Origin of the sequence: Caballeronia concitans (genome assembly GCF_001544615.1) — a bacterium.
GTDB classification, from domain to species: Bacteria; Pseudomonadota; Gammaproteobacteria; order Burkholderiales; family Burkholderiaceae; genus Caballeronia; species Caballeronia concitans.
In genome coordinates, this window is the sequence record NZ_FCNV02000005.1 from 139,905 (window position 1) to 165,926 (window position 26,022).

Genomic DNA, 26,022 nt, shown 5'->3' on the forward strand with positions numbered 1-26,022 from the left:
CTATGGTGAGCTTGCAGGAAGAACTCGCGAGGCTCGAGCAGGCGGACCGGCATATCGCGGAGGCGACGGTGCGGATTGCCACGCACGAGGCGCTGATCGGGTCCGGCGATCTGCCGGATGCTGAGAAGCGACGCGCCGAAGATTTGCTCGCCGCCATGCAGGCAACGCTTGCACAGTTTTTATTGCATCGCGAGGCTATTGTTGAGGTCGTCGGGCAGTTGATGAAGCAGTCGCACGAGGAGAAACGTGAATAGGGTTCTTTTCTAGGGTGTCCCTAGCGACCCTTTTTCCTTTTCTTATTTTCGTGTCGGTCTATTAGGTCGCCCCTCCCCGGGGCGGGGGTCACTTTCTTTGCTGCTGCAAAGAAAGTAACCAAAGAAAGCAGCTTTTCTGGCCCGAAGCACTGACTGTGTAATCACTCCGTAGAACCAGATTGGCACTCAGCTTGAAACAGCCTTGAATCACCTTCCACGCCCGCTGAGCGCCACCCCATGCGAGCCCCCGGGCTCGTCAACACCAGCGGTGTGCAACGCGCCACGCGACAGCCCAACTTCTAGAAAAGCCACCCGCCACCGCTAACGTATGCAAACCTAACTTGTTTGTCGACGGTTTGCTGCGCACGGTTCATAGTTCGTGGTTTTCAGTATGTGCTTTGTGATTGTCGTGGGGCGTCTTTTATTCACTGCGTGGGCGGTAGTGCCCGACGGTGTTGACGAGCCCGAGGGCTCGCATGGGGTGGTGCTCAGCGGGCGTGGAAGGTGATTCAAGGTTGATTCAAGCTGAGTGCCAACGTGGTTCTACGGAGTGCTCCGTTATCCAGAACAGCGGGCGAAAAAGCTGCTTTCTTTGGTTACTTTCTTTGCAGCAGCAAAGAAAGTGACCCCCGCCCCGGGGAGGGGCAACGCAGATAGACCGACGCGAATACAAGCTTCCCGAAACAAGAAGAGCCAGATAACCCCCACGCGGGTACCGCAAAATCACCGTGCGCTTTGAGAACGCTGATCATCCCGTGTAACGAACGAACACAACGTCTCGAGCAACTGATCGAAATCGAGCGGCTTGGCGAGATGCGCATCGAACCCCGCGTCCATCGCGGCCTTGACGTCTTCCTCACGGCTATGTCCCGTGAACGCCACCGCCGACACTGCCGCCCATCGGCGATCCGCCCGCATGCGACGCATCAGCTCATACCCGTCCATGCCGGGCAACGCAATATCCGACAGCACGACATCGATCGATTGCTCCACCTCCAGCCCGAGCGCCTCCGCCGCGTTCGTCACGCCCGTCACCGACGCGCCTTCGAGTTCTAGCAACGTAGTCAGTGAAGCAGCCGCTTCACGATCATCGTCGACGAGCAAGATCTGCAAGCCCGCAATCGACTCCCTGCCGGAATCGCGGCGCTCCGTATCCGCACCTTCTTCCTCGGCCCTCGGCAGCCACACGGTCATCGTCGCGCCGAGATTGGCGCCGCCCGAACGCGCCTGCACACGCCCGCCCTGCATCTCCGCCAGTTGCTTCACGAGCGCAAGACCAATCCCCAGACCATTGCGCGACCGGTCGCGCGTGCCCTGACGGAACATGTCGAAGATAAACGGCAAGGTATCCGCCTCGATGCCCTGCCCGCTATCGGTCACGTCGATACGATGCATGCGCCCCTCGCGGCTCAGACGCAAATCGATTCGCCCGCCGTGGTCGGTGAACTTGATCGCGTTCGAAACGAGGTTCCAGATGATCTGCTCGCAGCGCGTCGGATCGGCGATGGTCGTGGCAGGACGCGCCGGGATGTCCGTATTCAACGTGATGCCGCGCGCGTGAGCGTCCTGTTCCACGGTATCCGCCACGCTCACGAGTATCGCGGCCAGATCCACGCGGCTGAAGTTCAGCGCCAGCTTGCCCGTCTGGATGCGCGACCAGTCGAGCAGATCGTCGATGATCTGCGCCTGGCTGCGCACCGCCTGACGTATCCACCACGCGGCGTCGCGCACGGCCTCGATATTGCGCGTCTGCGGCAGCCGCGGCAGCATCTCCGCCTTCACGCCGATCAGATTGAGCGGATGCTTCAGCTCATGCGACAACACCGCGATGAATTCATCCTTCAACTGATTCGAATTCGACGCCTGTTCGCGCGCTGCCTGTTCCTGCATCAACGCTTCGCGGTTCGCGTCCTCGCTCAGCTTGCGTTCGGTCAGATCGCGGATGATCTTCGCGAAGCCGGTGAACGACGCATCGACGATCGGCGTCACCACGCCGCTGCAATAGATGCGGCGGCCGTCCTTCGTCTGATGCCAGCGTTCGTCGTCGGCGCGGCCTTCCCTCGCGGCGGTCTCGCGCTCGCGCGCGGGCATCATCGACTGGCGGTCGTTCGGCTCGTAAATGAGCGCGATGTCCTGGCCCGTCACCTCGCTTTCGCTGTAGCCGAAGATGCGTTCCGCGCCCGCGTTCCAGCTCACGATCACGCCGTTGCTGTCCTGCACGATGATCGCGTAGTCCTTCGTCGATTGCGCCACGAGCCGCAGGCGCTGCTCGTTCGCGCGTGCGGCTTCCTCGGCCTGATGGCGCGCGGTGACGTCGATCAGCGTGATCACCGCGCCGTCGATATGATCGTCCGCCGTTCGATACGGCAAGAGCCGCATCAGATACCAGCGGCCCGTCTCGCTCTGGATTTCGCGCTCGGTCAACTGCAGCGACTGGAACGACTGCCTGACATCGTCGGCGAGCGTCGGATAGCGCAGCGAATGCGTGATGTCGAAAAGCGAGCGGCCGAGGTCGCTGTCGATCAGCTTGAAAATAGCGGTCGCGTTCGGCGTGAAGCGCTTCACGCGAATTTCCTTGTCGACGAAAACCGTCGCGATCTCGCTCGACGCGATGATGTTGTGCAGGTCGTCGTTGGCCTTGGCCGTGTCCTCCATGCGCGCCTGCATTTCGGCGTTGGCGGTCGTGAGTTCCTCGTTGACCGATTGCAGCTCTTCCTTGCTGCTCTCCAGTTCCTCGGACGTCGATCTCAGTTCCTCGTTGATCGCCTGCAATTCTTCGTTCGACGCCTTCAGTTCCTCCACCGACGTTTCATACTGCTCGATGACCGTCGCCAGTTGCTCGCGGCTGTGCTGCAACTCGTGCTCGAGTTGCAGCAGGACGGGGTCCTGACCGGCTTCGGTCTGCTCGTCGTCGGTCATGTGGCCGGCGACTTCATCGAAGACGACGAGCAGGAATTCCGCGCCGGCGACCTGATCGAAGAACGGCCGCACCGCCATGCTGAGCCACGACACGCGCGAGTCGCGAACCCATTTCACCCGCCGCGCTTCGACGCTCGTACCGGTCTGAAGCGCGCGGAAAATCGCGGTGCGCAACTCGAGGCGCAAATCCGGCAGCACCAGCGCGATGATGTTGCTCGTCAACTCGCCGCCCGTATGCCGCAGGAACGCGCCCGCGTTGTCGGAGAGATGGACGAGGTTCGAATCGCGATCGATGACCACGCTCGGCGGCGCGTATTGCTCCAGCGCGCGCTGATGCAGTTCGGCGTACGAAAAGCTGCGCTGCGCGGGGCTCGGCGGCGGCTGCAGCAGCGTCGCGGCGCCGGCACGGTCTTCCGTGCGGACCGCTCCCGCCTGAAGCGGCGGGAAACTGACAGCCGGCTTCGCGCGGTTCGCGACGGCCTTCGCGCGATAGATCCGGTTCTTCTTGTCGACGACGGTGAAGAGGTCGTCGGCTGCATCGGCGGATTCGGCCGTGCCGAGAAACAGGAAGCCGTTCGGACGCAGCGCGAAGTGAAACAGTTCGAGAATCTGCCGCTGCACGGCGCGATCCAGATAAATCAGCACGTTGCGGCAGGAAATCAGGTCGAGATGCGAGAACGGCGGATCGCGCATGAGACTGTGCGCGGCGAACAGAATGCGCTCGCGCACCGCCTTGACGATCTGATAGTGGCTGCCCTCTCGCGTGAAATAGCGCTGCAGCAGATCGGGCGGGACGTCGCTCGCAATCGACGCCGGATAGGTCCCGGTGCGCGCCCGCACGATCGCGACGTCGTCGATATCGGTGGCGAACACCTGGATCGTCCGGCTCGACGAAGCGGCATCGCGCGCACGCGCCAGCTGCAGCGAGACCGAGTACGCCTCCTCGCCCGTGGAGCAGCCCGCCACCCACACGCGGACCTGCGTTTCGCCGGACTGCTCGTTGAAGAGCGTGCTGATGACATCGCGTTCGAGCGAATCGAATGCTTCGCGGTCGCGGAAGAACTGCGTCACGCCGATCAGCATGTCGGCGAGCAACGCGGTGGCTTCGTCGGAATTCGAGCGCAGGAAGTCGCGATACGCGAGCAGGTCGCGCTGGCCGTTGACCTGCATGCGCCGCTCGATACGCCTCAACACGGTCGCGCGTTTGTAAGGCCGGAAATCGTGGCCGGTGCGCACGCGCAGATGCATCAGGATGTCGGCGAGCGCGCGCTCCGGGCCTTCGATGATCGAACGGCGCGCGTCGGCCGGCGCGTCGAGCGCTTCCATCTGCTGCGAGCGGATGAGCTGGGCGTCGCTCCAGAGATCGAGCAGGCGTTGCGGCAATTCGGCGGCGGGCAATGCAATATCGACATGATTCGTCGCGATCGCGTTGCGCGGCATTTCCGGGTACTCGGCGTCGTTCGGCGTCTGGGCGAGCGTGATGCCGCCTGCTTCCTTCACGCGGCTCAGGCCCGAAGCGCCATCGGCTCCCGAACCCGACAGCACCACGCCGATCGCGTGCGCGCCGTGCGCGTTGGCCAGCGTGCGGAAAAAGTGATCGATGGTGAGCGGCGGCTTGTCCGATGCGTCGCGTTCGCTGACGCGCAGGCAGCCGTCGGACATCTCGAGCTGCTTGCCGGGCGCGATCACGTAAACGTGATTGTTTTCGATCGCCATCGTCGCGTCGACCTGATGCACCGGCATGCCGGTCGTGCGTTGCAGGATGTCGTGCAGATGGCTGACTCTTCGCGATGCCAGATGCACGATCACCACGAACGCCATGTTCATGGTGCTCGGCGCGTTCTCGAAGAAGGTCTGCAAAGCCTCGACACCGCCGGCGGACGCCCCGAGTCCGACCACCGGAAACGGCAGATCGCTCGTGACAACCTTCGGCTCGGCTTCGGTCCCTCGACCCGTCGGATTCTGACGTGCCATCCCTGCATCTCCTCGTTCGTATTCGTGCACCGCGCCGTGATCGCCTTAAGGCCGCGCCAAACGTTCGGCATCGGCGTCGCGCCGCCAACGTCCTGTATAAAGACGCGTGATCTTACCCCCTGGAACGGCGCGTTTCGGAAGTGCCCGTTTTCGCAGGAATTCTTTTCGTTATACGACTATGTTAGTTGGCGCAGGAATAACGTTGTCACCTTTCTGACGGGGGCGCGCGAATCGCCCGCGCAGCCTTTCAATGCCTTGCGCGGGCGGCAAGGCATTAAAAACCATACGATCGGTCGATGTCGTACGCGCGCGATGAAAAGTCGGCTTACTGTACGAAAGGTGTCCATCGGAATCGGCGCGTCATTCTGCGCGGTTCCGGCGTGCAGGAAGGTCAGGCGTCGCTCGGTCCGGGCGTCGCTTCAGGATCGGAACGCAGCTTCTGCCTGACGACATCCCGCCCGACCGCCAGCCGCTTCATGTACTTGAACGTTCCGAGCGCCTTCGCGACGAAATGCCCTTCGCTGTCGCGGATTTCGCCTTCGCAATAGGCCATCGTCGTCGAGCGATGCAGCACGCGTCCGTAACCGCGCAGCTCGCCGCGTCCCGGCTGCATGAAGTTGACCTTCATTTCGACGGTGACGACGCCGATGCCATCGCCCGCCAGACTGCGCGCCGCAATGGCGAGCGCGGCGTCGAGCAGCGTCATGGTCACGCCGCCGTGCGCAATGCCCCAGGTGTTCAGATGCGCGTTGCCGAGCGGCAGGCGCACTTCGCTTTCGCCATCGACGGCTTTCACGAGCTCCACGCCGAGCATGTCGATGAACGGGCTTTCGAGCGCCAGGCTGTGAGTTTTCGAGGGTTCGGTCATGGCGGTCACACCTCGTAGTCGACGCACTGGCGCGCTTCGCGGATCGCCGCGACGAAGTCCTTCAGGGCGACATGCTTCGGATGGTTCTGGTAAGCATCGAGCGAGGCTTTGTCGTCGAAATCCGAGACGAGCACCACGTCGTACGTGCAATCGAAGCCCGGTTGCGCCGTGCCGACTTCGAAGTGCCCTTGCCCTTTCACGATGCTCCGGCAGGTTTCGAGCTTCGCCTTGAGCTTCTGCGCGTTTTCCGCGCGGTCGGCGCCCTCGGCGAAGTCTTTCAGTTTCCACATGACGATGTGACGCAGCACGGCGACTCCTGTTCTTGAACGAAGCTGCAAGCGTAACAAATCCCCGGCGGCTATCGATGCGTCACGCCGCTTCGATCTGCGCCGACTGCACGCGTGCGACCCCCGCCGCGCGCATGTCGTTCCAGGCTTTTTCGAGCGAGCCGTTCAGATCGATCGCGCGGCAGGCGTCTTCGATCACGTTTGCCTCGAAGCCCGCGGCGCGCGCATCGAGCGCGGACCACGCGACGCAATAATCGGTGGCGAGGCCCGCGAGCCAGATGCGTTTCGCGCCCACTTCGCGCAAGTAGCCGGCGAGTCCGGTGGGCGTCGCGCGGTCCGCTTCGACGAACGCGGAATAGCTGTCCACGTGTTCGTGATGCCCCTTGCGCACGAGCAGGCGCGCGTGCGGCGCATCCAGATCGCGATGCAGCGCTGCGCCTTCGGTGCCCTGCACGCAATGAACCGGCCACAGCACCTGTTCGCCATAGGGCAGCGTGAGCGTTTCGAACGGCGCGCGGCCTTCGTGATTCGCCGCGAACGACACGTGCGACGCCGGATGCCAGTCCTGCGTCAGCACCACGTGCGAGAACGCGCGCGCGAGCCGGTTGATGACCGGCACGACTTCATCGCCATGCGCGACGGCAAGCGCGCCGCCGGGCATGAAGTCATATTGCACATCGACGATGAGGAGCACATCTTCCACGGGTTTCATATCGGCGGAAATCAGGCGTTGATCAGGCGTTGAAGCGGCCGTTGGAAGCCGCGAGTCGGGTGAGGCGCGCGGCCGGTTGCCATGCGTCGCCGTTGGCTTGGCCCGCGTAGTGGCGCACCGCGCGTTCGACGTTCGGCAGGCCGACGGCATCGGCATGGAACATCGGGCCGCCGCGCCAGAGCGGAAAGCCGTAGCCGGTCAGATAAACCATGTCGATATCCGACGCCTTGCTCGCGATGCCTTCGTCGAGAATCTTCGCGCCTTCGTTCACGAGCGCATACACGAGCCGCTCGACGATCTCGTCATCGCCGATACTGCGCCGCTCGATGCCCCGCTCCTTCGAATACGCGACGATCATGTCGTCGACCGCGCGCGAGGGCGTGGCGTCGCGCGAGCCGTCGCGATAGTCGTACCATCCCGCGCCGGTCTTCTGCCCGAAGCGGCCCGCTTCGCAGAGCCGGTCCGCGATGCCCGAGTAACGCATCTGCGGCTCGTCGCGATAACGCCGCTTGCGAATGGCCCAGCCGATGTCGTTGCCCGCGAGATCGCTCATGCGAAACGGCCCCATCGCGAAGCCGAACTGCTCGATCGCGCGATCGATCTGCGCGGGCAGCGCGCCTTCTTCGAGCATGAAAAGCGCCTGCCGCACGTATTGCTCGATCATCCGGTTGCCGATGAAGCCGTCGCACACGCCCGCGACCACCGCCGTCTTGCGTATCTTTTTCGCGAGTTGCATGACGGTCGCGAGCACGTCTTTTTCCGTCTTCGCGCCGCGCACCACTTCGAGCAGCTTCATGACGTGTGCGGGACTGAAGAAGTGCATGCCGATGACATCGCCCTGCCGCTTCGTGAATGCGGCGATGGCGTCGACATCGAGCGTCGATGTGTTCGTGGCGAGAATCGCGCCGGGTTTGGCGATGTCATCGAGTTGACGGAACACTTGCGCTTTCACGTCGAGCTCTTCGAAGACCGCTTCGACGATGAGATCGGCCTGCGCGAGATCGCCGTACGCGAGCGTCGGCGTGATGAGGCGCATGCGCGCATCGACTTGCTCGTGCGAGAGCTTGCCCTTGTTCGCTTGCGCTTCGTAGTGGCGGCGAATGTTGGCGAGGCCGCGATCGAGCGCGTCCTGCTTCGTTTCGAGCAGCACGACCGGCAAGCCCGCGTTGAGGAAGTTCATCGCGATGCCGCCGCCCATCGTTCCCGCGCCGATCACGCCGACGCGCTGAATGTTTCTCGTCGGCGTGTTCGATGGCACGTCGGCGATCTTGCCCGCCGCGCGCTCCGCGAAGAACGCGTGCCGCAGCGCGCGGCTCTCGGGCGTCTGCACGAGCGCCAGAAAACACTCGCGCTCGAACGCGAGACCGCGCTCGAAGCCTTCCTTCACGCCGCGCTCGATGGCATCGATGCACTTGTGCGGCGCGGGGAAATGCTTCGCCGTCCGCGCGATGTGTTCGCGCGCCGAGCGGATGAAGCCATCGGCATCGGCATGATCGATTTCGCGGTCACGCACTTTCGGATGCGGCCCATTGTGCGACGCGACGCGCGCGGCGAAGCGCACGGCGGCGTCGAGCAGATCGCCTTCGGCCATTTTGTCGAAGAGCGCGGTGTGCGCGAGCTTCTCGGACTTGACCGGCGTGCCCGACACGATCATCTCGAGCGCGGTTTCCAGCCCGACCGCGCGCGGCAGACGCTGTGTGCCGCCCGCGCCCGGCAAAAGCCCGAGCTTCACTTCGGGCAGCGCGATCTGCGCGCCGGGCGCGGCCACGCGGTAATGCGCGCCGAGCGCGAGTTCGAGACCGCCGCCCATCGCGATGGCGTGGATCGCCGCGACGACCGGCTTCCCGCTGCCCTCGACGGCCTTGATGACGGTCGCGAGCGTCGGTTCCTGCGTGGCTTTGGGCGTGTTGAATTCGGTGATGTCCGCGCCGCCCGAGAACGCCTTGCCCGCGCCGATCATGACGATGGCGGCGACGCCCGCATCGTCGCGCGCGCGCTCGATGCCTTCGACGATGCCCGCGCGCGTCGAATGTCCGAGCCCGTTCACGGGCGGGTTGTCGAGCGTGATGACGGCGACGTTGTCGCGGATGGTGTACTGCACGGCCATGAATGGCTCCTCTGTGTCTCGCACCGATGGCCCATTGTGGGCGATCGGTCGAGAATACACAAAGGAAAACGGGCGTTCAATTCGCGTCCGGGCGATTCCACTTCGATGCCGCTAGACCGCCTTTTCCGCGACGTCCGGCAGCACGTGCCCGCGATACAGCTCCCGCAAGCGCACCTTCTGCAGCTTGCCCGTCGCGGTGTGCGGCAACTCGTCGGCGAACACGACGTCGTCGGGAATCCACCACTTCGCGACCTTGCCTTCGTAGAACGCGATCAGCTCTTCGCGCGTGAGCGTTGCGCCGGGCTTGAGCACCGCGACGATCATCGGCCGCTCCGTCCACTTCGGATGCGAACACGCGATGCACGCTGCTTCCGCCACCTGCGGATGCGATACCGCGATGTTCTCCAGATCGATCGAGCTGATCCATTCGCCGCCCGACTTGATCACGTCCTTGCTGCGATCGGTGATGTTCATGAAGCCGTCGGCATCGATGGTCGCAACATCGCCGGTCGGGAACCAGCCGTCCACGAGCGGGGAATCGTCGCGGCGGAAATAACGGTCGATGACACACGGACCGCGCACATGGAGATCGCCGAACGACTGGCCATCCCACGGCAGTTCGCGGCCGTCGTCGCCGACCACTTTCATATCGACGCCGAAGAGCACGTGTCCCTGCTTCTCGCGTGAAACACGCTGCTCTTCGGGCGTGCGCTGCTTCTGCCGGAAACTCAGGCGCGCGAGCGTGCCGAGCGGCGACATCTCCGTCATGCCCCACGCGTGAATCACTTCGACGCCGTATTCGTCTTCGAACGTGCGCAGCATCGCGGGCGGACAGGCCGAGCCGCCGATCACCGTGCGCTTGAGCGTCGAAAAGCGCTTGCCCGCCTGCTTCACGTAAGCGAGCAAGCCGAGCCAGACCGTCGGCACGCCCGCCGAATACGTGACGCCTTCCGCTTCCATCAATTCATAGAGCGACTTGCCGTCGAGGTCCTTGCCGGGAAACACGAGCTTCGCGCCGACGAGCGGCCCCGCGTGCGGAATGCCCCACGCGTTGACATGGAACATCGGCACGACGGGGAGAATCGAATCGCTCGACGATGCGCCCATCGCGTCCGGCAGCGCGGCGCTATATGCATGCAGCACCGTCGATCGATGCGAGTACAGCGCGCCCTTCGGATTGCCGGTCGTGCCAGACGTGTAGCACAGAAACGAAGCCTGGCGCTCGTCGAGCAGCGGCCAGTCATAGACGCCGTCGTGCGGCGCGATGAGACTTTCGTAGCTCATCACCGGCACGCTCATGTCGCCGAGATGTTCGGCGATGCACGACGCGTCGCCGAGCGCGATCCAGCCTTTCACGTTCGGACATTGCGGCGCGATGGTTTCGACGAGCGGCCCGAAGGTCATGTCGAAGAACACGTAGGCGTCGTCGGCGTGATCGACGATGAACGCAATCTGATCCGGGAACAGGCGCGGGTTGATCGTGTGGCACACCGCGCCCATGCCGCTCACGCCGTAATAACACTCGAGATGCCGATAGCCGTTCCATGCCAGCGTGCCGATGCGCTCGCCCTGTTCGACGCCCAGCGCGACGAGCGCCTGCGCGAGCTGCTTCGCGCGTTTTTCGCAATCGCGGTAGGTGTAGCGATGAATATCGCCTTCGATGCGGCGCGACACGATCTCGGTGTCGCCGAAGTGGCGTGATGCGTGAGACAGGAGGGACGACGCGAGCAGCGGAACTTCCATCATCTGACCGTAAAGCGGTGCCGCCATAGGTGAATCCTCGACGAGTGGAATGCTGTTGGCTACCTGATCGGGGGCCGTCCTGCAGGCCCGCGGGCGCGGAATTACAATATCGTTTAACTCTGAGGCGCTCAATATGTCGTTTTCCCCAAGCAATGCGGTGCGCGTAACGACCGACGAAGCCGATGAACTTCAGCCGCGCGCCGCGTCCATGCAGGCAATCGCCGACGCGATCCAAAGCGGTCGCCCCGGCTCCTTCGCCGCGCTCGGCGACGCCTTCCTGACGCGCCTTCCGGCCACGCCGGTTCCCTCGCCGTATGTCGTCGCCGTGTCGCGCGAAGCGGCCGATTCGCTCGGCTTCGATGCGGACGTCGCGACCGGGCCTGAGCAGGCCGCGTTCGCCGCCTACTTCGCGGGCAATCCGACGCCCGACTGGCCGCGCGACGCCCTGCCCTATGCGGCCGTCTACTCGGGACACCAGTTCGGCGTATGGGCGGGTCAACTGGGCGACGGCCGCGCGATCACGTTAGGCGAAGTCGAACACGCGAAGGCGCGTCTCGAAGTGCAGCTGAAGGGCGCGGGCCGCACGCCGTATTCGCGCATGGGCGATGGCCGCGCCGTGCTGCGATCGTCGATCCGCGAATTTCTCTGCTCCGAGGCGATGCATCACCTCGGCATTCCGACGACGCGCGCGCTCGCCGTCATCGGCTCCGACTTGCCGGTGCGTCGCGAGACTATCGAGACCGCCGCGATCGCGACGCGTATCGCGCCGAGCTTCGTGCGCTTCGGCCACTTCGAGCATTTCTATTCGAACGATCGCGTCGTCGAACTGAAGGCGCTGGCCGATCACGTGATCGACCGCTTCTATCCACAGTGCCGCGACGCGGACGATCCCTACCTCGCGCTGCTCGACGAAGCCGTGCGCCGCACCGCCGAACTGATGGCGCAGTGGCAGGGCGTCGGCTTCTGTCACGGCGTGATGAACACCGACAACATGTCGATCTTGGGGCTCACCATCGACTATGGTCCGTTCGGTTTCATGGACGGCTTCAACGCGCATCACATCTGCAATCACTCGGACACGCAGGGCCGCTATTCGTATAGCCGTCAGCCGCAGGTCGGCTACTGGAACCTCTTCTGTCTCGCGCAGGCGCTCGTGCCGCTCTTCGGCGAAAACCTGCCGGAAGAAGGCCGCGCCGAGCGCGTGGTGGAGGAAGCGCAGAAGGTGCTCGAACACTACAAGACGGCGTTCGCGCCCGCGCTCGAAGCGAAGATGCGCGCGAAGCTCGGCCTCGAAACCGCGCGCGACGGCGACGACAAGCTCGCCAACGGCCTCTTCGAAATCATGCACGCGAACCGCGCGGATTTCACGCTGACGTTCCGCAATCTGTCGAAGGTATCGAAGACGGATGCATCGAACGATGCACCCGTGCGCGACCTCTTCCTCGATCGCGCCGCGTTCGATGCGTGGGCGGTGCAGTATCGCGAGCGTCTTGCGCATGAATCGCGCGATGACGCGTCGCGCGCGGCGGCGATGAATCGCGTGAATCCGAAGTACGTGCTGCGCAATCACCTGGCCGAACAGGCCATCCGCCAGGCGAACGAGAAAGACTTCACGGAAGTCGCGCGTCTTCTGGACGTGCTGCGCCGCCCTTACGACGAGCAACCGGAATACGAGGCCTACGCCGGCCTTCCGCCTGACTGGGCGAGCGATCTCGAAGTGAGTTGTTCTTCGTAGAAACGCCCCCACTTTCGCTGTCCAAGAGACGCACCGATCGACCACGGATCGACAAAGGAAACGATATGAACAGAGACGACACTCCCGGCACCACCGACTATCCGCTGAAGAAAGACGACGACGCCTACCGCAGCGAACTCAACGAAACGCAGTACCGCGTGACGCGCCACGCCGCGACGGAACGGCCGTTCACCGGCGAATACTGGGACCATTTCGAGCGCGGCGTCTACGACTGCGTATGCTGCGGCACGCCGCTGTTCGAGTCGGATACCAAGTTCGATGCAGGCTGTGGCTGGCCGAGCTATTTCAAGCCGATCAACGGCGAAGTCATCCAGGAAAAGACCGATCGCTCGCACGGCATGCTGCGCATCGAAGTGGTGTGCAAGAACTGCGGCGCGCACCTGGGACACGTCTTCGAGGACGGCCCCGCGCCGACCGGCCTGCGGTATTGCATCAACTCGGCTGCGCTACAATTCGAACCCAAGTAAAGGGCGCGCAGGCACCGATTTGCAACGCACACGCTCACGCGTGCATGCCGTTCCATACGACGCCCGCTTTCCGAGCGGGCGTTCGTTTTGATTGCCGGGTTCCCGCCTGCGCCCGCCCCTCCGATGCCATCACTTCCGGACGCCAATGAAATTTCTGTTCGATCTGTTTCCGATCATCCTTTTCTTCGTCGCATTCAAGATCTGGGGCATCTACACGGCGACGGCCGTCGCCATCGCGGCGACGCTCGTGCAGATCGCATGGGTTGCGTTCCGTCACCGCAAGGTCGATCCGATGCTGTGGGTCAGCCTGGGCGTGGTCATCGTGTTCGGCGGCGCGACGCTCGTCCTGCACAACGACACCTTCATCAAATGGAAGCCGACCGCGCTCTACTGGCTGTTCGCGTTCGCGCTGATCGTCGCGCAGATCGGCTTCAGGAAGAACCTCATCGAAGCGATGATGGGCAAGCAGATCGTGCTGCCGCATCGCGTTTGGGGACAATTGAACGTCGCGTGGGCGGTGTTCTTCGCGCTGCTGGGCGTCGTGAATCTGTTCGTCGCGTACAACTTCACCACGGATCAGTGGGTCAACTTCAAGCTCTTCGGCGCGACCGGGTGTCTCGTGCTGTTCATCGTCGCGCAGAGCTTCTGGCTTGCGAAATACATGAAGGAGGACAACCAGTGACCGACACCTTCGACTTCATGAGCGCGGGTGCGCAGGAAAAAATCGCGCATCTGGAAGCGCGTCTTTCGGCGGCGCTCGACCCGCAAGCGGTGCATATCGAAGACGACAGCGCGGCGCACGCGGGCCATGCGGGCGCGGCATCCGGTAGCCATTACACGGTGACGATCGTTTCGGAACGCTTTGCCGGCAAGGCGCGCGTGGCGCGGCATCGGCTGGTGTATGATGCGCTGGCCGATGAAATGCGGCGCGGCGTGCATGCGCTCGCCATCCGCGCCTTTACGCCGCAAGAGTTCGCAGAACAATTCGAATGAATTCGCGGCCTGCCGGTCCGCTCGGACCGGCGCCTGGTTTATCTTCGCTAATCTCGCCTTTTGAAGGCGTCAGTTTGCTCAGTTAGGAACCTCCGATGACTTTGAAAAAAACCCGCGTCTGGGTGTTGCTGGCTGCATTCGCGGCGGCTCCCGCGTTTGCGCAAAACATCGCCGTGGTCAACGGCACGCCGATTCCCACGTCGCGCGCCGATGCGCTCGTGAAGCAACTCGTCCAGCAGGGTCAGCAGGATTCGCCGCAATTGCAGCAGGCCGTGCGCGAGGAACTCATCAATCGCGAAATCCTGATGCAGGAAGCCGCGCGCGAAGGCATCGCGACGCGCCCCGACGTGAAGGCGCAGATCGCCGTCGCGCAGCAGACCGTGGTGCTGCGCGCGCTGATCGAGGACTACGTCAACAAGAACAAGCCGAGCGATGCCGAGATCAAGGCGCGCTATGACCAGCTCGTGAAGCAGACGGGCGGCGGCAAGGAACTGCATCTGCATCACATTCTCGTGGAAGACGAGGCTCAGGCGAAGGACCTGATCGCGAAGATCAAGGGCGGCGCGAGCTTCGAAGACCTCGCGAAGCAATATTCGAAGGACCCGGGATCGGGCAAGAATGGCGGCGATCTCGACTGGTCGTCGCCGTCGGCGTACGTGCCGGAATTCGGCGCGGCGGCGGAGAAGCTGCACAAGGGCGAAGTCACCGCGACGCCGGTGAAGACGCAGTTCGGCTGGCACATCATTCGTCTGGACGACAGCCGCGAGGTCGCCCCGCCGCCGTACGATCAGGTGAAGGCGCAGATCGCGCAGCAGATGCAGCAGCAAAAGCTGCAGGACTTCGAGGAGCAGTTGCGGAAGAAGGCGGTGGTGAAGTAAGGGCTGAACAGCTCCGCTTTAATTTCGCTCCTTCGACGCGCCCCAGATCGCGAGTTCTGGGGCGTTTCTTTTTGATGGTCTCATCTGCCGTTCGGCTAACCAAGCTTCTTTTCGGATAATTCGACTATCGCAGTTCCTGCGTCGTCCTGAAGATTGTTCCGTTAGCGTTGATGGGGTGCAAACGGTATGACAGACGAAAAATTCAAGATTGACCAGGAAGACGGCATGGATGCGATGGTCGTCGGCAGTTGGTCCGGCCACAAGCACGATATGCTGGTCGACTATGTTGGCGCATCTCGCGGAGCCAGGATGAGGTGGCCTCATGCGTCATACATCGATCTATTCTGCGGCCCGGGCAGAGTCGTTGAGCGGCAAACGAATGCATTTCGCGATGGCGGCGCGTTGGCAGCGTGGAAGGCGTCGTGCGCCAACGGTGGTCCGTCCTTCTCGGACGTATTCATTGGCGATCTGGACCAGCGGTCCGTGGAATTTTGCCGGAAACGGCTGGAGACGTTCGGCGCTTGCGTGCATGCCTATGTGGGTGCGGCGTCGGAGACGGTGCACCGGGTCATTTGCGATTTGCCTCGCGGATTGAACCTTGCTTTTCTCGATCCGTTTAGCGCGGAGCATCTCGACTTCGAGATCATCCTTGCGCTTTCCCGCCTTAATCGAATCGATATTCTGGTTCATTTCAGCGTCATGGACATTCAGCGGAACATCGAACGGGAAGCGGTCGCATCTGGCGCGCGACTCGAACGCATTGCCCCCGGTTGGCGGGAGGCGATCGAACTCAGTCACTTGCCGAAGAGCGCCTTCATCAACGCCTTCCTTGACTATTGGAAGGCTCTCGTTGAACGGACGGCGAATATGACTGCTGCAGACATGATGCCGTTGATAAAAAATAGTAAGAATGGTCCCTTGTATCGCCTGATCATGTTGAAACGTCATCCTCTTGCGGAGAAGTTATGGAACGACGTAGGACGAGACGACAAGGCGCAAAAGGACTTGTTCTAGGAGGGACAGGCTCCTACACTCCGTCGAACTAACCTAGGCAGGCAATCCGATGGCGACCAAGACAGGAATCGAGTGGACAGAGATGACGTGGAATCCCGTTACGGGATGTGTGAAGATCAGTCAGGGCTGCAAGCATTGTTATGCTGAGCGGATGGCCAAGCGGCTGAAAGCGATGGGCAGCGCGCGCTATGAGTTCGAGTTCGCCCCGACGCTGCATGAAGACTTGATCGGTTTGCCTCTGAAATGGAAGAAGCCGCGCACCGTGTTCGTTAACTCGATGAGCGATCTCTTCCAAGATGCCGTTCCACTCGATTTCATTCAGCGCGTCTTCGAGACGATGGTGGCGACACCGCAGCACACCTATCAAGTGCTGACGAAGCGCTCCCGTCGTCTATTTGAGCTTGCCCCTCTTCTTCCATGGCCTTCGAACGTCTGGATGGGGGTTAGCGTGGAAAATGAGCGGGTGGTCGAGCGTGTCGATCACCTGGCAGCCACCCCTGCAATGGTCAAGTTCTTGTCGTGTGAGCCGCTGATAGGACCTCTTGATAACCTGCCGCTTGCTGGCATCGACTGGGTAATCGTCGGGGGCGAATCAGGCCCCGGAGCGAGACCTATCAACGAAAAATGGGTCCAATCCATTCGTCGACAGTGCCATACGCAGCGCGCAGCATTCTTCTTCAAGCAGTGGGGGGGCGTACGAAAGGACAGAACCGGGCGGCTGCTCAACGGGCGCACGTACGACGCGATGCCTCAGAACAAGGGCATTTTGCTTACGCTCGTGACCTGATTGCTTCGGTGGTGGAATGCTGGGGCGAATAGCAGCAGCGTCGCCCCGCACCAGCAAAAACACCCCGAAGCGCAAGCTCCGGGGTGTCTTCGATCTACTTCACGTCAGCGCCCGACATTACCCCAGGAACCGCCGCGCATTCTGGAATACGCGCAGCCACGGGCTCGCGTCGGTGGCCCAGTCATCCGGCGTCCAGCTCATCTGCACATTGCGATGCACGCGCTCCATATGCGGCATCAGCACGGTGAAGCGGCCATCGGGCGTCGTCACCGACGTAATGCCCTGCGGCGAGCCGTTCGGGTTGAACGGATAGCTTTCCGTCGCGTTCCCGCGATGATCGACGTAACGCATCGCCACGAGCGCGTGGTTTGCATCGCCCTGTTGCGAGAAGTCCGCGAAACCTTCGCCGTGCGCGACCGCGACCGGAATGCGCGAACCTTCCATGCCCGCGAAGAAGATCGACGGCGAGTTCTGCACTTCGACGAGTGAGAAGCGCGCCTCGAACTGCTCCGACTTGTTGCGCGTGAACTTCGGCCACGCTTCCGCGCCCGGAATGATCGACGCCAGGCTCGACATCATCTGGCAGCCATTGCAGATGCCCAGCGCGAAGGTGTCCGGGCGGCCGAAGAACGCCGCGAACATGTCCGCGAGACGCGGATTGAAGCGGATGGTCTTCGCCCAGCCCTCGCCCGCGCCGAGCACGTCGCCGTACGAGAAGCCGCCGCACGCCACCGCGCCCGCGAAATCCGCGAGCGTCGCGCGGCCTTCGAGCAGATCGCTCATGTGGACGTCGTGCGCGTCGAAGCCGGCGCGATCAAACGCGTACGCCGTTTCCAGATGCGAGTTGACGCCCTGCTCGCGCAGGATCGCCACGCGCGGGCGCTTGTTCGTCGCGATGAAAGGAGCCGCGACGTCATCCGCCGGATCGAAGGTCAGCACCGGCGAGAGGCCCGGATCGGCCGCATCGAGCAGCGCGTCGTATTCGGCGTCGGCGCACGCAGGGTTGTCACGCAGACGCGCGATGCGCCAGCTCACCTCGCTCCACGCGCGATACAGCTCCACGCGCGGCGCACCGTAGATCTTCTTCGCGTCGCGATAGATTTCGATCGCGTCGTTCTCGTTCGGCTTGCCGATCACATGCGAGCACGCCGACAGCCCATGCGCGCGCAACGCGCCGAGCACCGCGTCGCGGTCCGATGCGCGCACCTGCACCACCGCGCCCAGTTCCTCGCTGAAGAGCGCGCGCAGCGTGCGATCGTCGCGGCGGCCGCTCGTCTGCTTGGCCCAGTCCTTCGCGTCGCCGTAATCGGATTCGTGGTTCGCGTCGAGCGTCAGCATGTCGACGTTCAGCGACACGCCCACGTGCCCCGCGAACGCCATTTCGCAGACCGTCGCCCACAGGCCGCCGTCGGAGCGGTCGTGGTACGCGAGCAGCTTGCCATCGGCGTTGAGCGACTGGATCGCGGCGAAAAAGCGCTTCAGGTCTTCGGGATCGTCGACGTCGGGCGTCGCGTCGCCGACTTGCTGCGTCACCTGCGCGAGAATGCTGCCGCCCAGGCGATTGCGCCCGCGGCCTAGATCGATCGCGATCAGCACGGTGTTCGTATCGGCGGCCAGTTGCGGCGTCAGGTGGCGGCGCACGTCCTCGACCGGCGCGAACGCCGAGATGATCAGCGACACCGGCGACACCACTTCCTTCTGCGCGCCGCGCGCGTCCTGCCACTTCGTGCGCATCGACAGCGAATCCTTGCCGACCGGAATGCTGATGCCGAGCGCCGGGCACAGTTCCATGCCGATGGCCTTCACCGTGTCGTAGAGCGCGGCGTCCTCGCCCGCGCTGCCGCACGCGGCCATCCAGTTCGCTGACAGCTTGAGCTTGCCCAGCGACTCGATCGGTGCCGACGCGATGTTCGTCACCGCTTCGCCGACCGCCATGCGGCCGGACGCGGGCGCGTCGATGACGGCGAGCGGCGTGCGCTCGGCCATCGTCATCGCTTCGCCGCGGAAGCCCGCGTAGTCCATCGTCGTGATCGCGCAATCGGCGACCGGCACTTGCCACGGACCGACGAACTGATCGCGCGCGGTCGTGCCGCCCACCGAGCGATCGCCGATGGTGATGAGGAACGACTTGCTCGCGACGCTCGGATGCTTGAGCACATCGACCGCGACTTCCGACAGCATCAGGCCGGTCACATCGACGGGCTCGAAGCGCGCCGTTTCGCGCGTCACGTCGCGATGCATCTTGGGCGGCTTGCCGAGCAGCACGTCCATCGGCATGTCGACGGGTTCCTGGCCTTCGTTTTCATCGTCGATGAGCTTGAGCTGACGCTCGTCGGTCGCGACGCCGACGACCGCCACCGGGCAGCGCTCGCGCTCGCAGATCGCCTCGAACGCGGGCAGATCGGCCGGCGCGATGGCCAGCACGTAGCGCTCTTGCGCTTCGTTCGACCAGATTTCGCGCGGCGACAGACCGGTTTCCTCGAGCTGAACCTTGCGCAACTCGAAGCGCGCGCCCTTGCCCGCGCCATCGACGAGTTCCGGGAACGCGTTCGAAATGCCGCCCGCGCCGACGTCGTGGATCGAGAGAATGGGGTTGCGCTCGCCTTGCTGCCAGCACGCGTTGATCACTTCCTGCGCGCGGCGCTGAATTTCAGGATTGCCGCGCTGGACCGAATCGAAATCGAGTTCGGCGGTGTTCGCGCCGGTCGCCATCGACGATGCCGCGCCCCCGCCCATGCCGATGCGCATGCCCGGCCCGCCGATCTGGATCAGGAGCGTGCCGGCCGGCAGATCGTGCTTGTGAGTGTGCTGGTCCGAGATATTGCCGATGCCGCCCGCGATCATGATCGGCTTGTGATAGCCGCGCACGCGGCCCGCCACGTTCTGCTCGTAAGTGCGGAAGTAGCCGCCGAGGTTCGGGCGGCCGAATTCGTTGTTGAAAGCGGCCGCGCCGATCGGGCCGTCGATCATGATCTGCAACGGCGACGCGATGCGCTCCGGGCGGCCATACGGCTCGTGCTGATCGGCGGGATTGCGCGACGGCAGCGGCGTGGCGCTGTCGCGGGCGTTTTCCCACTTCTGACGCGCGTCGGGCAGATCGAGGTTCGACACAGTGAAGCCCGCGAGACCGGCCTTCGGACGCGCGCCGCGTCCCGTCGCGCCTTCGTCGCGGATTTCGCCGCCCGAGCCCGTCGCCGCGCCCGCGAACGGCGAAATGGCGGTCGGGTGGTTGTGCGTCTCGACCTTCATCAGCGTGTGCGTCAGTTCGACGTGACGCTCGTAGTGCTCACTGTCGCCGCGCGGGAACCAGCGCTCCGCGATGCCGCCCTGCATGATCGCCGAGTTGTCCGAATAAGCGACGATCGTCCCTTCGTGATTCAGCTTCTCGGTGTTGCGGATCATCTGGAACAGCGACATGTCCTGCTTGTCGCCGTCGATGGTCCATTCGCCGTTGAAAATCTTGTGGCGGCAGTGCTCGCTGTTGGCCTGCGCGAACATCATCAGCTCGACATCGGTCGGATTGCGCTTCAGGCTTTCGAACGCATTCACCAGATAGTCGATCTCGTCTTCGGCCAGCGCGAGCCCGAGTTCCGTGTTCGCGGCTTCGAGCGCCTTGCGCCCCGTGCCGATGATATCGACCGTCTGCAACGGCTTCGCGGGCAGTTCATCGAAGAGATGCAGCGCCTGATCGCGCGAGGCGACGACGTTTTCCGTCATGCGGTCGTGCAGCGCGGCGGCCACGCGGGCGCGCGCTTCGTCGGTCAGCACCTTCTTGCCGCCGAGCAGACCGCTCTTCACGATGACCGAGTACTCGACGCCACGCTCGATGCGCCGCACCGTCGCAAGCCCGCAATGATGCGCGATGTCGGTCGCCTTGCTCGCCCACGGCGACACCGTGCCGAAGCGCGGCACGACCATGAACGTCTCGACATGGCCGCGTTCCTTCGGCTCCTCGAACGGTGCGCCGTAGTGCATCAGCGCGTGGATGCGGTTCGTTTCCTCGTCGGCGAGCGGCTCGGACGAGTTGACGAAATGCAGGAATTGCCCGCGCACGCCGACGATATTCGCGTCGATCTTGACGAGCGTTTCGAGAAGACGGGTCTGACGGAAATCGGAGAGGGCCGAAGCGCCGGGGAAACACGAGAAGTGGGCCATTGTGACGATGCGTCGATGACGTCTGTGAGCCGCTCGACGGCACTCGGAGCGCCGAGTGTGCAAAGCGGCGTGAGGCGAAAAGGAAGACCGCGATTATAACCCGGATACGTCTCGAAATCGGACGGGGCCGGTGCGGCCGGCCCGTCGCGTCCGCGCGCCGCGCGTAGCGCTTCTTTCATGCCTTATCCTGAAATGCCGGTGGGCCGGGAAAGCGTGCGCGCGGCGTCCCGGCCGGCGGTCCCTTTGCGGCGAATTTGGCGCTATCATGGCGCGCTTTCTTCGGGCGCGGCACGCCGCCGCGCCTGCCGTTTTACCGTGAGAACATGCGGCTCTCCGGCGCCTTTTGCGTCGTTCCGCCGTGCAATGTCCCGCCTTCGGGCACGAAAAAGTCATGGATGTCATCGTCATCGGCGGAGGAATCGCCGGCATCGCCACTGCCTATCAGTTACACGCGGCCGGGCATCGCGTCTGCGTGATCGAACGTCACGCGACCGTTGCCCAGGGCGCGACCTATGGCCAGGGCGGCGCCTTGCTGCCCTCGCCGCTCGACGTCTGGTTCGGTCCGACGTTCATGGCGTCGAATCGCGCCAAGCAGAGCGGGATGCTCGTCAAGACCGGTTTCGACGGCACCGCGCGCGCTTTCCTGAAGCAGCTCGGCCGGCTGCGCGACAAGGACGCGTTCGCCGCGCAATGTGGGCTGTTGCGGCCGCTCGTCGAAGTTTCGCATCGTGCGATCGTCGAGATGGAAACGACGCACCAGCTCGATTGCGAGCAGCGCGCCGGCATGCTGCACGTGTTCCGCCATGCGCGGGAACTGGAAGAGGCGCAGCCGGCCATCGACCTGCTCAAGAGCTTCGGCGTGCCATACCGGCTGTTGTCGCCGGAGGAATGCGTCGCGGCGGAGCCTTCCGTGCCCGACGATCCCGCGTTCGCCGGCGGCGTGCTGCTGCCCGAGGCGCGCACGGCCAACTGCCCGCTATTCACGAAGCAGATCAAGCAGATTCTCGACGACGGCGGCGTGCAGTTCCACATGAATCGCGAAGTGGCGTCGGTGCGGCTGGAGGAACGGCGCGCGGTGATCCAGCTGTCGGGCGCGAAGGACGACAAGAAGCGCGCGAGCGACGTCGAAACCATCGCCGCCGACGCGATCGTCGTTGCCGCAGGCGCCGACACGCCCGCGCTGCTGAACGGCTCGAAATCGATGTCCGCGCTGTATCCGCTGCGCTTGCACACGCTCACCGCGCCCGTCGCGTACGAGGAGCGCGCGCCGCACACGACGGTCGTGGATTCGGTGAAGCGCATCACGATGACGCGTGTGAACCAGCGCCTGCGCGTGGGCGGCGCGGGCGTCTTTCAGAGCGTGTCCAAGGCCGACAAGCCGATCGACGCCGCCCTCGCCCGCCGCGCGCTCGACGTGCTCAGCCAGGGCACGCACGACTGGATTCCGGGCGCGGCGCGCGTATCGGCCGCGCGCGCGTGGGACGGCTTGCGGCTGCTTTCCGTCGATGGCCTGCCGGTCGTCGGCGCGACGCGGCATCCGCGTCTTTTCGTGAACGCCGCGCACGGCCCGGCCGGCTGGGGCCTCGCGTGCGGGTCTGCTAAAGTGGTCGCGGATCTCGTCTCCGGTCTCACGCCCGATATTCCCGCCGATGCGCTCGCGGCGCTCAGCATCGAACGCTTCTGACGCGCGGGGTGGCACGAATGGTGCGGGCCGGAGCGCTCGCCGATTCGTCGATCATTGACCCACGCCCCCGCGCCAACATGACCGCTCCCTACTTAACGCCCGACGACGACGCCATCGCGCTCTTCACGCTCGCCGAACTGCGCACGATCGAGGCGCGCGCCGCTTCCGCGCTGCCGCCGCATACGCTGATGGGGCGCGCGGGCGCGGCGGCGGCGCACTATCTGCTCGACGCCATCGCGCGAGATCCCGATTCGCCCGCGCTGCCCGTCTGGATCGCGGCGGGCCCCGGCAATAATGGCGGCGATGCGCTCGTCGTCGCGGAGCAACTGCATCGCGCGGGCGTGGCGGTGCGCGTGTGCATGCCCATCGAAGTCAAACCCGACGACGCGCGCTGGGCGCTCGAAGCGGCGCGCGCGGCGGGCGTGAGCATCGAAGGACAGCCGCCCGCATCGTTCGATGAATACGGCTGGCTCGTCGACGGCATGTTCGGCATCGGCCTCACGCGCGCGCTCGACGGCGTGTTCGCGACTATCGCGGCCCGCATGGCACGTCGCGCCCGCGGCTCGGGCCGCGTGCTCGCGCTCGACATTCCGAGCGGCCTCGACAGCGATACCGGCGCGCGCGTCGGCGGCGGCGAAGCGGTGCGCGCGAACGTCACGGTGACGTTCATCGGCGCGAAGCCGGGCCTGATGACCGCCGAGGGGCGCGATCTGTGCGGCGAACTGAAAGTCGCGACGCTCGATGTCGAACCGCTCGCCGCGCCGTCCGTCGTGCTAAACGCGACGTCGCTGTTTCGCGGGCACATGCCGCCGCGCGACTACGCGACCAACAAGGGCACGTTCGGCACGCTGGCGGTCGTCGGCGGCGATACGGGCATGTGCGGCGCGCCGATTCTCGCCGCGCGCATGGCGCTCTACGGCGGCGCGGGCAAGGTGCACGTCGCGTTTCTCGGCGAAGGCGGCCCGCCCTACGATCCGCCGCATCCGGAACTCATGCTGCATCACGTCGACGGCTTCGCGCTCGACAAGATGGATGCGCTCGCCATCGGCTGCGGAATGGGCAAAAGCGATCGCGCGAAGAAAATCCTCGCGGACGTGCTCAAGCTCGACATGCCGAAGCTTCTCGATGCCGACGCGCTCAATCTCGTCGCCGAGGACGACGCGCTCGCCGCCGAAGTCGCCGCGCGCGGCCAGGCGGGCGATCCGTGCATTCTGACGCCGCATCCGCTCGAAGCCGCACGCCTCCTGGAGACGGACGCCAAGGCCGTGCAAAGCGATCGCATCGATGCCGCGCGACGGCTTTCGGCGCGCTTTGCCGCCGTCGCCGTGCTGAAAGGCTCGGGTACGGTGATCGCATCGCCGGACGGCCGCGTCGCCGTGAATCCGACGGGCAATGCCGGGCTCGCGACCGGCGGCACCGGCGACGTGCTCGGCGGATTGATCGGAGCATTGCTGGCCCAGAAACTTCCCGCGTACGAAGCCGCACTCGCGGGCGTCTATCTCCACGGGCTGGCGGCACAGACGCTGACCGCGCAAGGCATCGGTCCCGCGGGTCTGACTGCGGGCGAGCTTGCGCCCGAAGTGCGCAGTCTCATCAATCGCCGTTTTTATGCGGACCGCGCGTGACGCGTTGCAAGCATCCGTTCACGCATCGTCGCTATACTCCCTTTTGATTCGGGCAACCGCAGCGGCGCCGGCTGCATTCGACGAACATCCGATGATCGTCGCACGCCGCCGCGCCGAACCGCATTCGCACGGACGTTTTCTCCTGTCACTCTCGACTATCAGACCGCTATGACGCTCAATTCGCTTCCTGCCTGGTCGGCGCTCCAATCGCATTACGATGCCATCTCCGGCGAGCGCCTGCGCGACTGGTTCGCGCCGCAAAACGACACCGCGCCGACGCGCGCCGAGCGCCTGACGTTCGAAGGCGGCGGACTCACGATCGATTTCTCGAAGAACCGCATCACCGACGCCACGCTCGAGCTATTAATCCAGCTCGCCGAAGAAGCCGGCGTCACGAAGCGCCGCGACGCGATGTTCAATGGCGATATCGTCAACATCACGGAAGGACGCGCGGTGCTGCATACCGCGTTGCGCGCGCAGTCGCCTGACGCGCCCTTCCACGAACAGGTGCAGAAAGAAAAGGCGAAGATGGCCGCGTTCGCCGACAAGGTGCGCGACGGCGCGTGGACCGGCTATACCGGCAAGCGCATTCGTCACGTGGTGAACATCGGCATCGGCGGATCGGATCTCGGGCCGAAGATGGTCGTGCACGCGCTGCATCATCTCGCGTCGAAGGAACTGGATACGCATTTCGTTTCCAACGTCGATGGCGCCGATCTTTACAACGTGCTCGAGCAGATCGACGCCGAAGAGACGCTCGCGATCGTCGTCTCGAAGACCTTCACCACGCTCGAAACCATGACCAACGCGCACTCGATGCGCAACTGGTTCATCCAGCAAGGCTGCCCGGAAGATCAACTGTCGAAGCATTTCGTCGGGGTGTCGGCGAATCCGGCGGAAGTCGTGAAGTTCGGCATCGCGAAGGAGAATGTCTTCGAGATGTGGGACTGGGTCGGCGGGCGTTACTCGCTGTGGTCGGCGGTCGGTCTGTCGATCATGCTGTCCGTCGGTCCGAAGAACTTCGATGCGCTGCTCGAAGGCGCGGACCAGATGGACCGCCATTTCCGCGAAGCGCCGCTCGCCGAGAACCTGCCCGTGCTGATGGGCATGATCGGCATCTGGTATCGCAATTTCTTCGGCTCGCAAAGCGATCTGATCGCGCCGTATTCGCAGGCGCTGCACTATCTGCCGTCGTATCTCCAGCAGCTTGAGATGGAAAGCAACGGCAAGTCCGCGACGCTCGACGGCGGCATGGTCGACTACCCCACCGCCGCCGTGATCTGGGGCGAGCCGGGCACGAACGGCCAGCACGCGTTCTTCCAGATGCTGCATCAGGGACCGACGCTCATCCCGATCGACTTTATCGCCGTGCTGACGCCGGAGCATCCGCTCGTCGATCATCATGCGAAGCTGCTCGCCAACTGCTTCGCGCAAAGCGAAGCGCTGATGCTCGGCCGCACGCTCGAAGAAGCGAAGAAGGTCGCGGGTCCGGGCAAGGAAGAACTCGCGACGCATCAGAGCTTTCCCGGCAACCGGCCGACCACGACCATCATGCTCGACGCGCTCACGCCGCAAACGCTGGGCGCGCTGATCGCGCTCTACGAACACAAGGTGCTCGTGCAGGGCACGGTCTGGAACGTCAACTCGTTCGATCAGTGGGGCGTGGAGCTGGGCAAGATTCTCGGCAAGGTCGTCGAAGCGGATATCACCGCGGCGAGCGTCGATGCATCGAAGCACGATTCGTCGACGTCCGCGTTGATCGAGCGCGCGCGCAAGGCGCTCAAGCGCTGAATTGGGAA

General features: G+C 64.1%; 18 protein-coding genes. 11 read left to right on the forward strand and 7 right to left on the reverse strand.

The window, feature by feature from the left end; all coding sequences use genetic code 11:
* Positions 1-2 precede the first annotated feature (2 nt).
* Positions 3-254 (forward strand): hypothetical protein, encoded by a 252-nt coding sequence (locus AWB72_RS14890; RefSeq protein ID WP_244285636.1) that lies wholly within the window; start codon positions 3-5, stop codon positions 252-254.
* Between the two features lie 723 nt (positions 255-977).
* Here the strand turns inward: AWB72_RS14890 and AWB72_RS14895 are convergent.
* The 6 genes from AWB72_RS14895 to AWB72_RS14920 all read right to left on the reverse strand — a co-directional run bounded on the left by AWB72_RS14895 (position 978) and on the right by AWB72_RS14920 (position 10,891).
* Entirely contained in the window at positions 978-5,147 is a 4,170-nt protein-coding gene (locus AWB72_RS14895) for a CheR family methyltransferase (protein WP_040048499.1), read from the reverse strand.
* 391 nt (positions 5,148-5,538) lie between these two features.
* Positions 5,539-6,015, reverse strand: coding sequence for a PaaI family thioesterase (locus AWB72_RS14900; RefSeq protein WP_040048500.1), 477 nt, complete (start codon positions 6,013-6,015; stop codon positions 5,539-5,541).
* Between the two features lie 5 nt (positions 6,016-6,020).
* Entirely contained in the window at positions 6,021-6,323 is a 303-nt protein-coding gene (locus tag AWB72_RS14905) for a Dabb family protein (protein ID WP_040048501.1), read from the reverse strand.
* Positions 6,324-6,384: 61 nt separating this feature from the next.
* Complete coding sequence (pncA, locus tag AWB72_RS14910) at positions 6,385-7,014, reverse strand: bifunctional nicotinamidase/pyrazinamidase (protein ID WP_040048502.1); 630 nt, start codon at positions 7,012-7,014, stop codon at positions 6,385-6,387.
* 22 nt (positions 7,015-7,036) lie between these two features.
* On the reverse strand, positions 7,037-9,121 hold the full coding sequence (locus tag AWB72_RS14915) for a 3-hydroxyacyl-CoA dehydrogenase NAD-binding domain-containing protein (protein WP_040048503.1): 2,085 nt from the start codon (positions 9,119-9,121) through the stop codon (positions 7,037-7,039).
* A 111-nt stretch (positions 9,122-9,232) separates the two neighbouring features.
* Positions 9,233-10,891, reverse strand: a complete 1,659-nt coding sequence (locus AWB72_RS14920) for a 3-(methylthio)propionyl-CoA ligase (protein WP_040048504.1) — start codon at positions 10,889-10,891, stop codon at positions 9,233-9,235.
* 106 nt (positions 10,892-10,997) lie between these two features.
* Here AWB72_RS14920 and AWB72_RS14925 point away from each other — a divergent pair, with 106 nt between their 5' ends.
* From AWB72_RS14925 to AWB72_RS14955, 7 genes are all read left to right on the forward strand, one after another.
* Positions 10,998-12,599, forward strand: coding sequence for a protein adenylyltransferase SelO (locus AWB72_RS14925; protein WP_040048505.1), 1,602 nt, complete (start codon positions 10,998-11,000; stop codon positions 12,597-12,599).
* A 65-nt stretch (positions 12,600-12,664) separates the two neighbouring features.
* The gene (gene msrB, locus AWB72_RS14930) at positions 12,665-13,087 is read left to right on the forward strand and encodes a peptide-methionine (R)-S-oxide reductase MsrB (RefSeq protein WP_040048506.1); all 423 of its coding nucleotides are present in this window, start codon (positions 12,665-12,667) and stop codon (positions 13,085-13,087) included.
* 145 nt (positions 13,088-13,232) lie between these two features.
* Positions 13,233-13,769 (forward strand): septation protein A, encoded by a 537-nt coding sequence (locus AWB72_RS14935; RefSeq protein ID WP_040048507.1) that lies wholly within the window; start codon positions 13,233-13,235, stop codon positions 13,767-13,769.
* Positions 13,766-14,080 carry a BolA family protein gene (locus AWB72_RS14940; protein WP_040048508.1) on the forward strand — a complete coding sequence of 105 codons (315 nt, stop codon included), beginning with the start codon at positions 13,766-13,768 and terminating at the stop codon, positions 14,078-14,080. The genes AWB72_RS14935 and AWB72_RS14940 overlap by 4 nt, the downstream gene beginning before the upstream one ends.
* 95 nt (positions 14,081-14,175) lie before the next feature.
* Positions 14,176-14,958: a peptidylprolyl isomerase gene (locus AWB72_RS14945; RefSeq protein ID WP_040048509.1), complete on the forward strand. Its 783-nt coding sequence runs from the start codon at positions 14,176-14,178 to the stop codon at positions 14,956-14,958.
* Positions 14,959-15,144: 186 nt separating this feature from the next.
* On the forward strand, positions 15,145-15,972 hold the full coding sequence (tcmP, locus tag AWB72_RS14950) for a three-Cys-motif partner protein TcmP (protein ID WP_244285637.1): 828 nt from the start codon (positions 15,145-15,147) through the stop codon (positions 15,970-15,972).
* Between the two features lie 49 nt (positions 15,973-16,021).
* The gene (locus AWB72_RS14955; RefSeq protein WP_040048510.1) at positions 16,022-16,759 is read left to right on the forward strand and encodes a DUF5131 family protein; all 738 of its coding nucleotides are present in this window, start codon (positions 16,022-16,024) and stop codon (positions 16,757-16,759) included.
* Between the two features lie 117 nt (positions 16,760-16,876).
* Here the strand turns inward: AWB72_RS14955 and purL are convergent, their stop codons facing one another.
* Positions 16,877-20,914, reverse strand: a complete 4,038-nt coding sequence (purL, locus tag AWB72_RS14960; RefSeq protein WP_040048511.1) for a phosphoribosylformylglycinamidine synthase — start codon at positions 20,912-20,914, stop codon at positions 16,877-16,879.
* A gap of 391 nt (positions 20,915-21,305) precedes the next feature.
* Here purL and AWB72_RS14965 point away from each other — a divergent pair, with 391 nt between their 5' ends.
* The 3 genes from AWB72_RS14965 to pgi all read left to right on the forward strand — a co-directional run bounded on the left by AWB72_RS14965 (position 21,306) and on the right by pgi (position 26,014).
* A complete protein-coding gene (locus tag AWB72_RS14965) occupies positions 21,306-22,598 on the forward strand; it encodes an FAD-dependent oxidoreductase (RefSeq protein WP_087128152.1) in 1,293 nt (430 codons plus the stop codon).
* A 77-nt stretch (positions 22,599-22,675) separates the two neighbouring features.
* Positions 22,676-24,223, forward strand: a complete 1,548-nt coding sequence (locus AWB72_RS14970; protein WP_040048599.1) for a bifunctional ADP-dependent NAD(P)H-hydrate dehydratase/NAD(P)H-hydrate epimerase — start codon at positions 22,676-22,678, stop codon at positions 24,221-24,223.
* A gap of 168 nt (positions 24,224-24,391) precedes the next feature.
* The gene (gene pgi / locus AWB72_RS14975; RefSeq protein WP_040048513.1) at positions 24,392-26,014 is read left to right on the forward strand and encodes a glucose-6-phosphate isomerase; all 1,623 of its coding nucleotides are present in this window, start codon (positions 24,392-24,394) and stop codon (positions 26,012-26,014) included.
* The last annotated feature ends 8 nt before the right edge of the window (positions 26,015-26,022 follow it).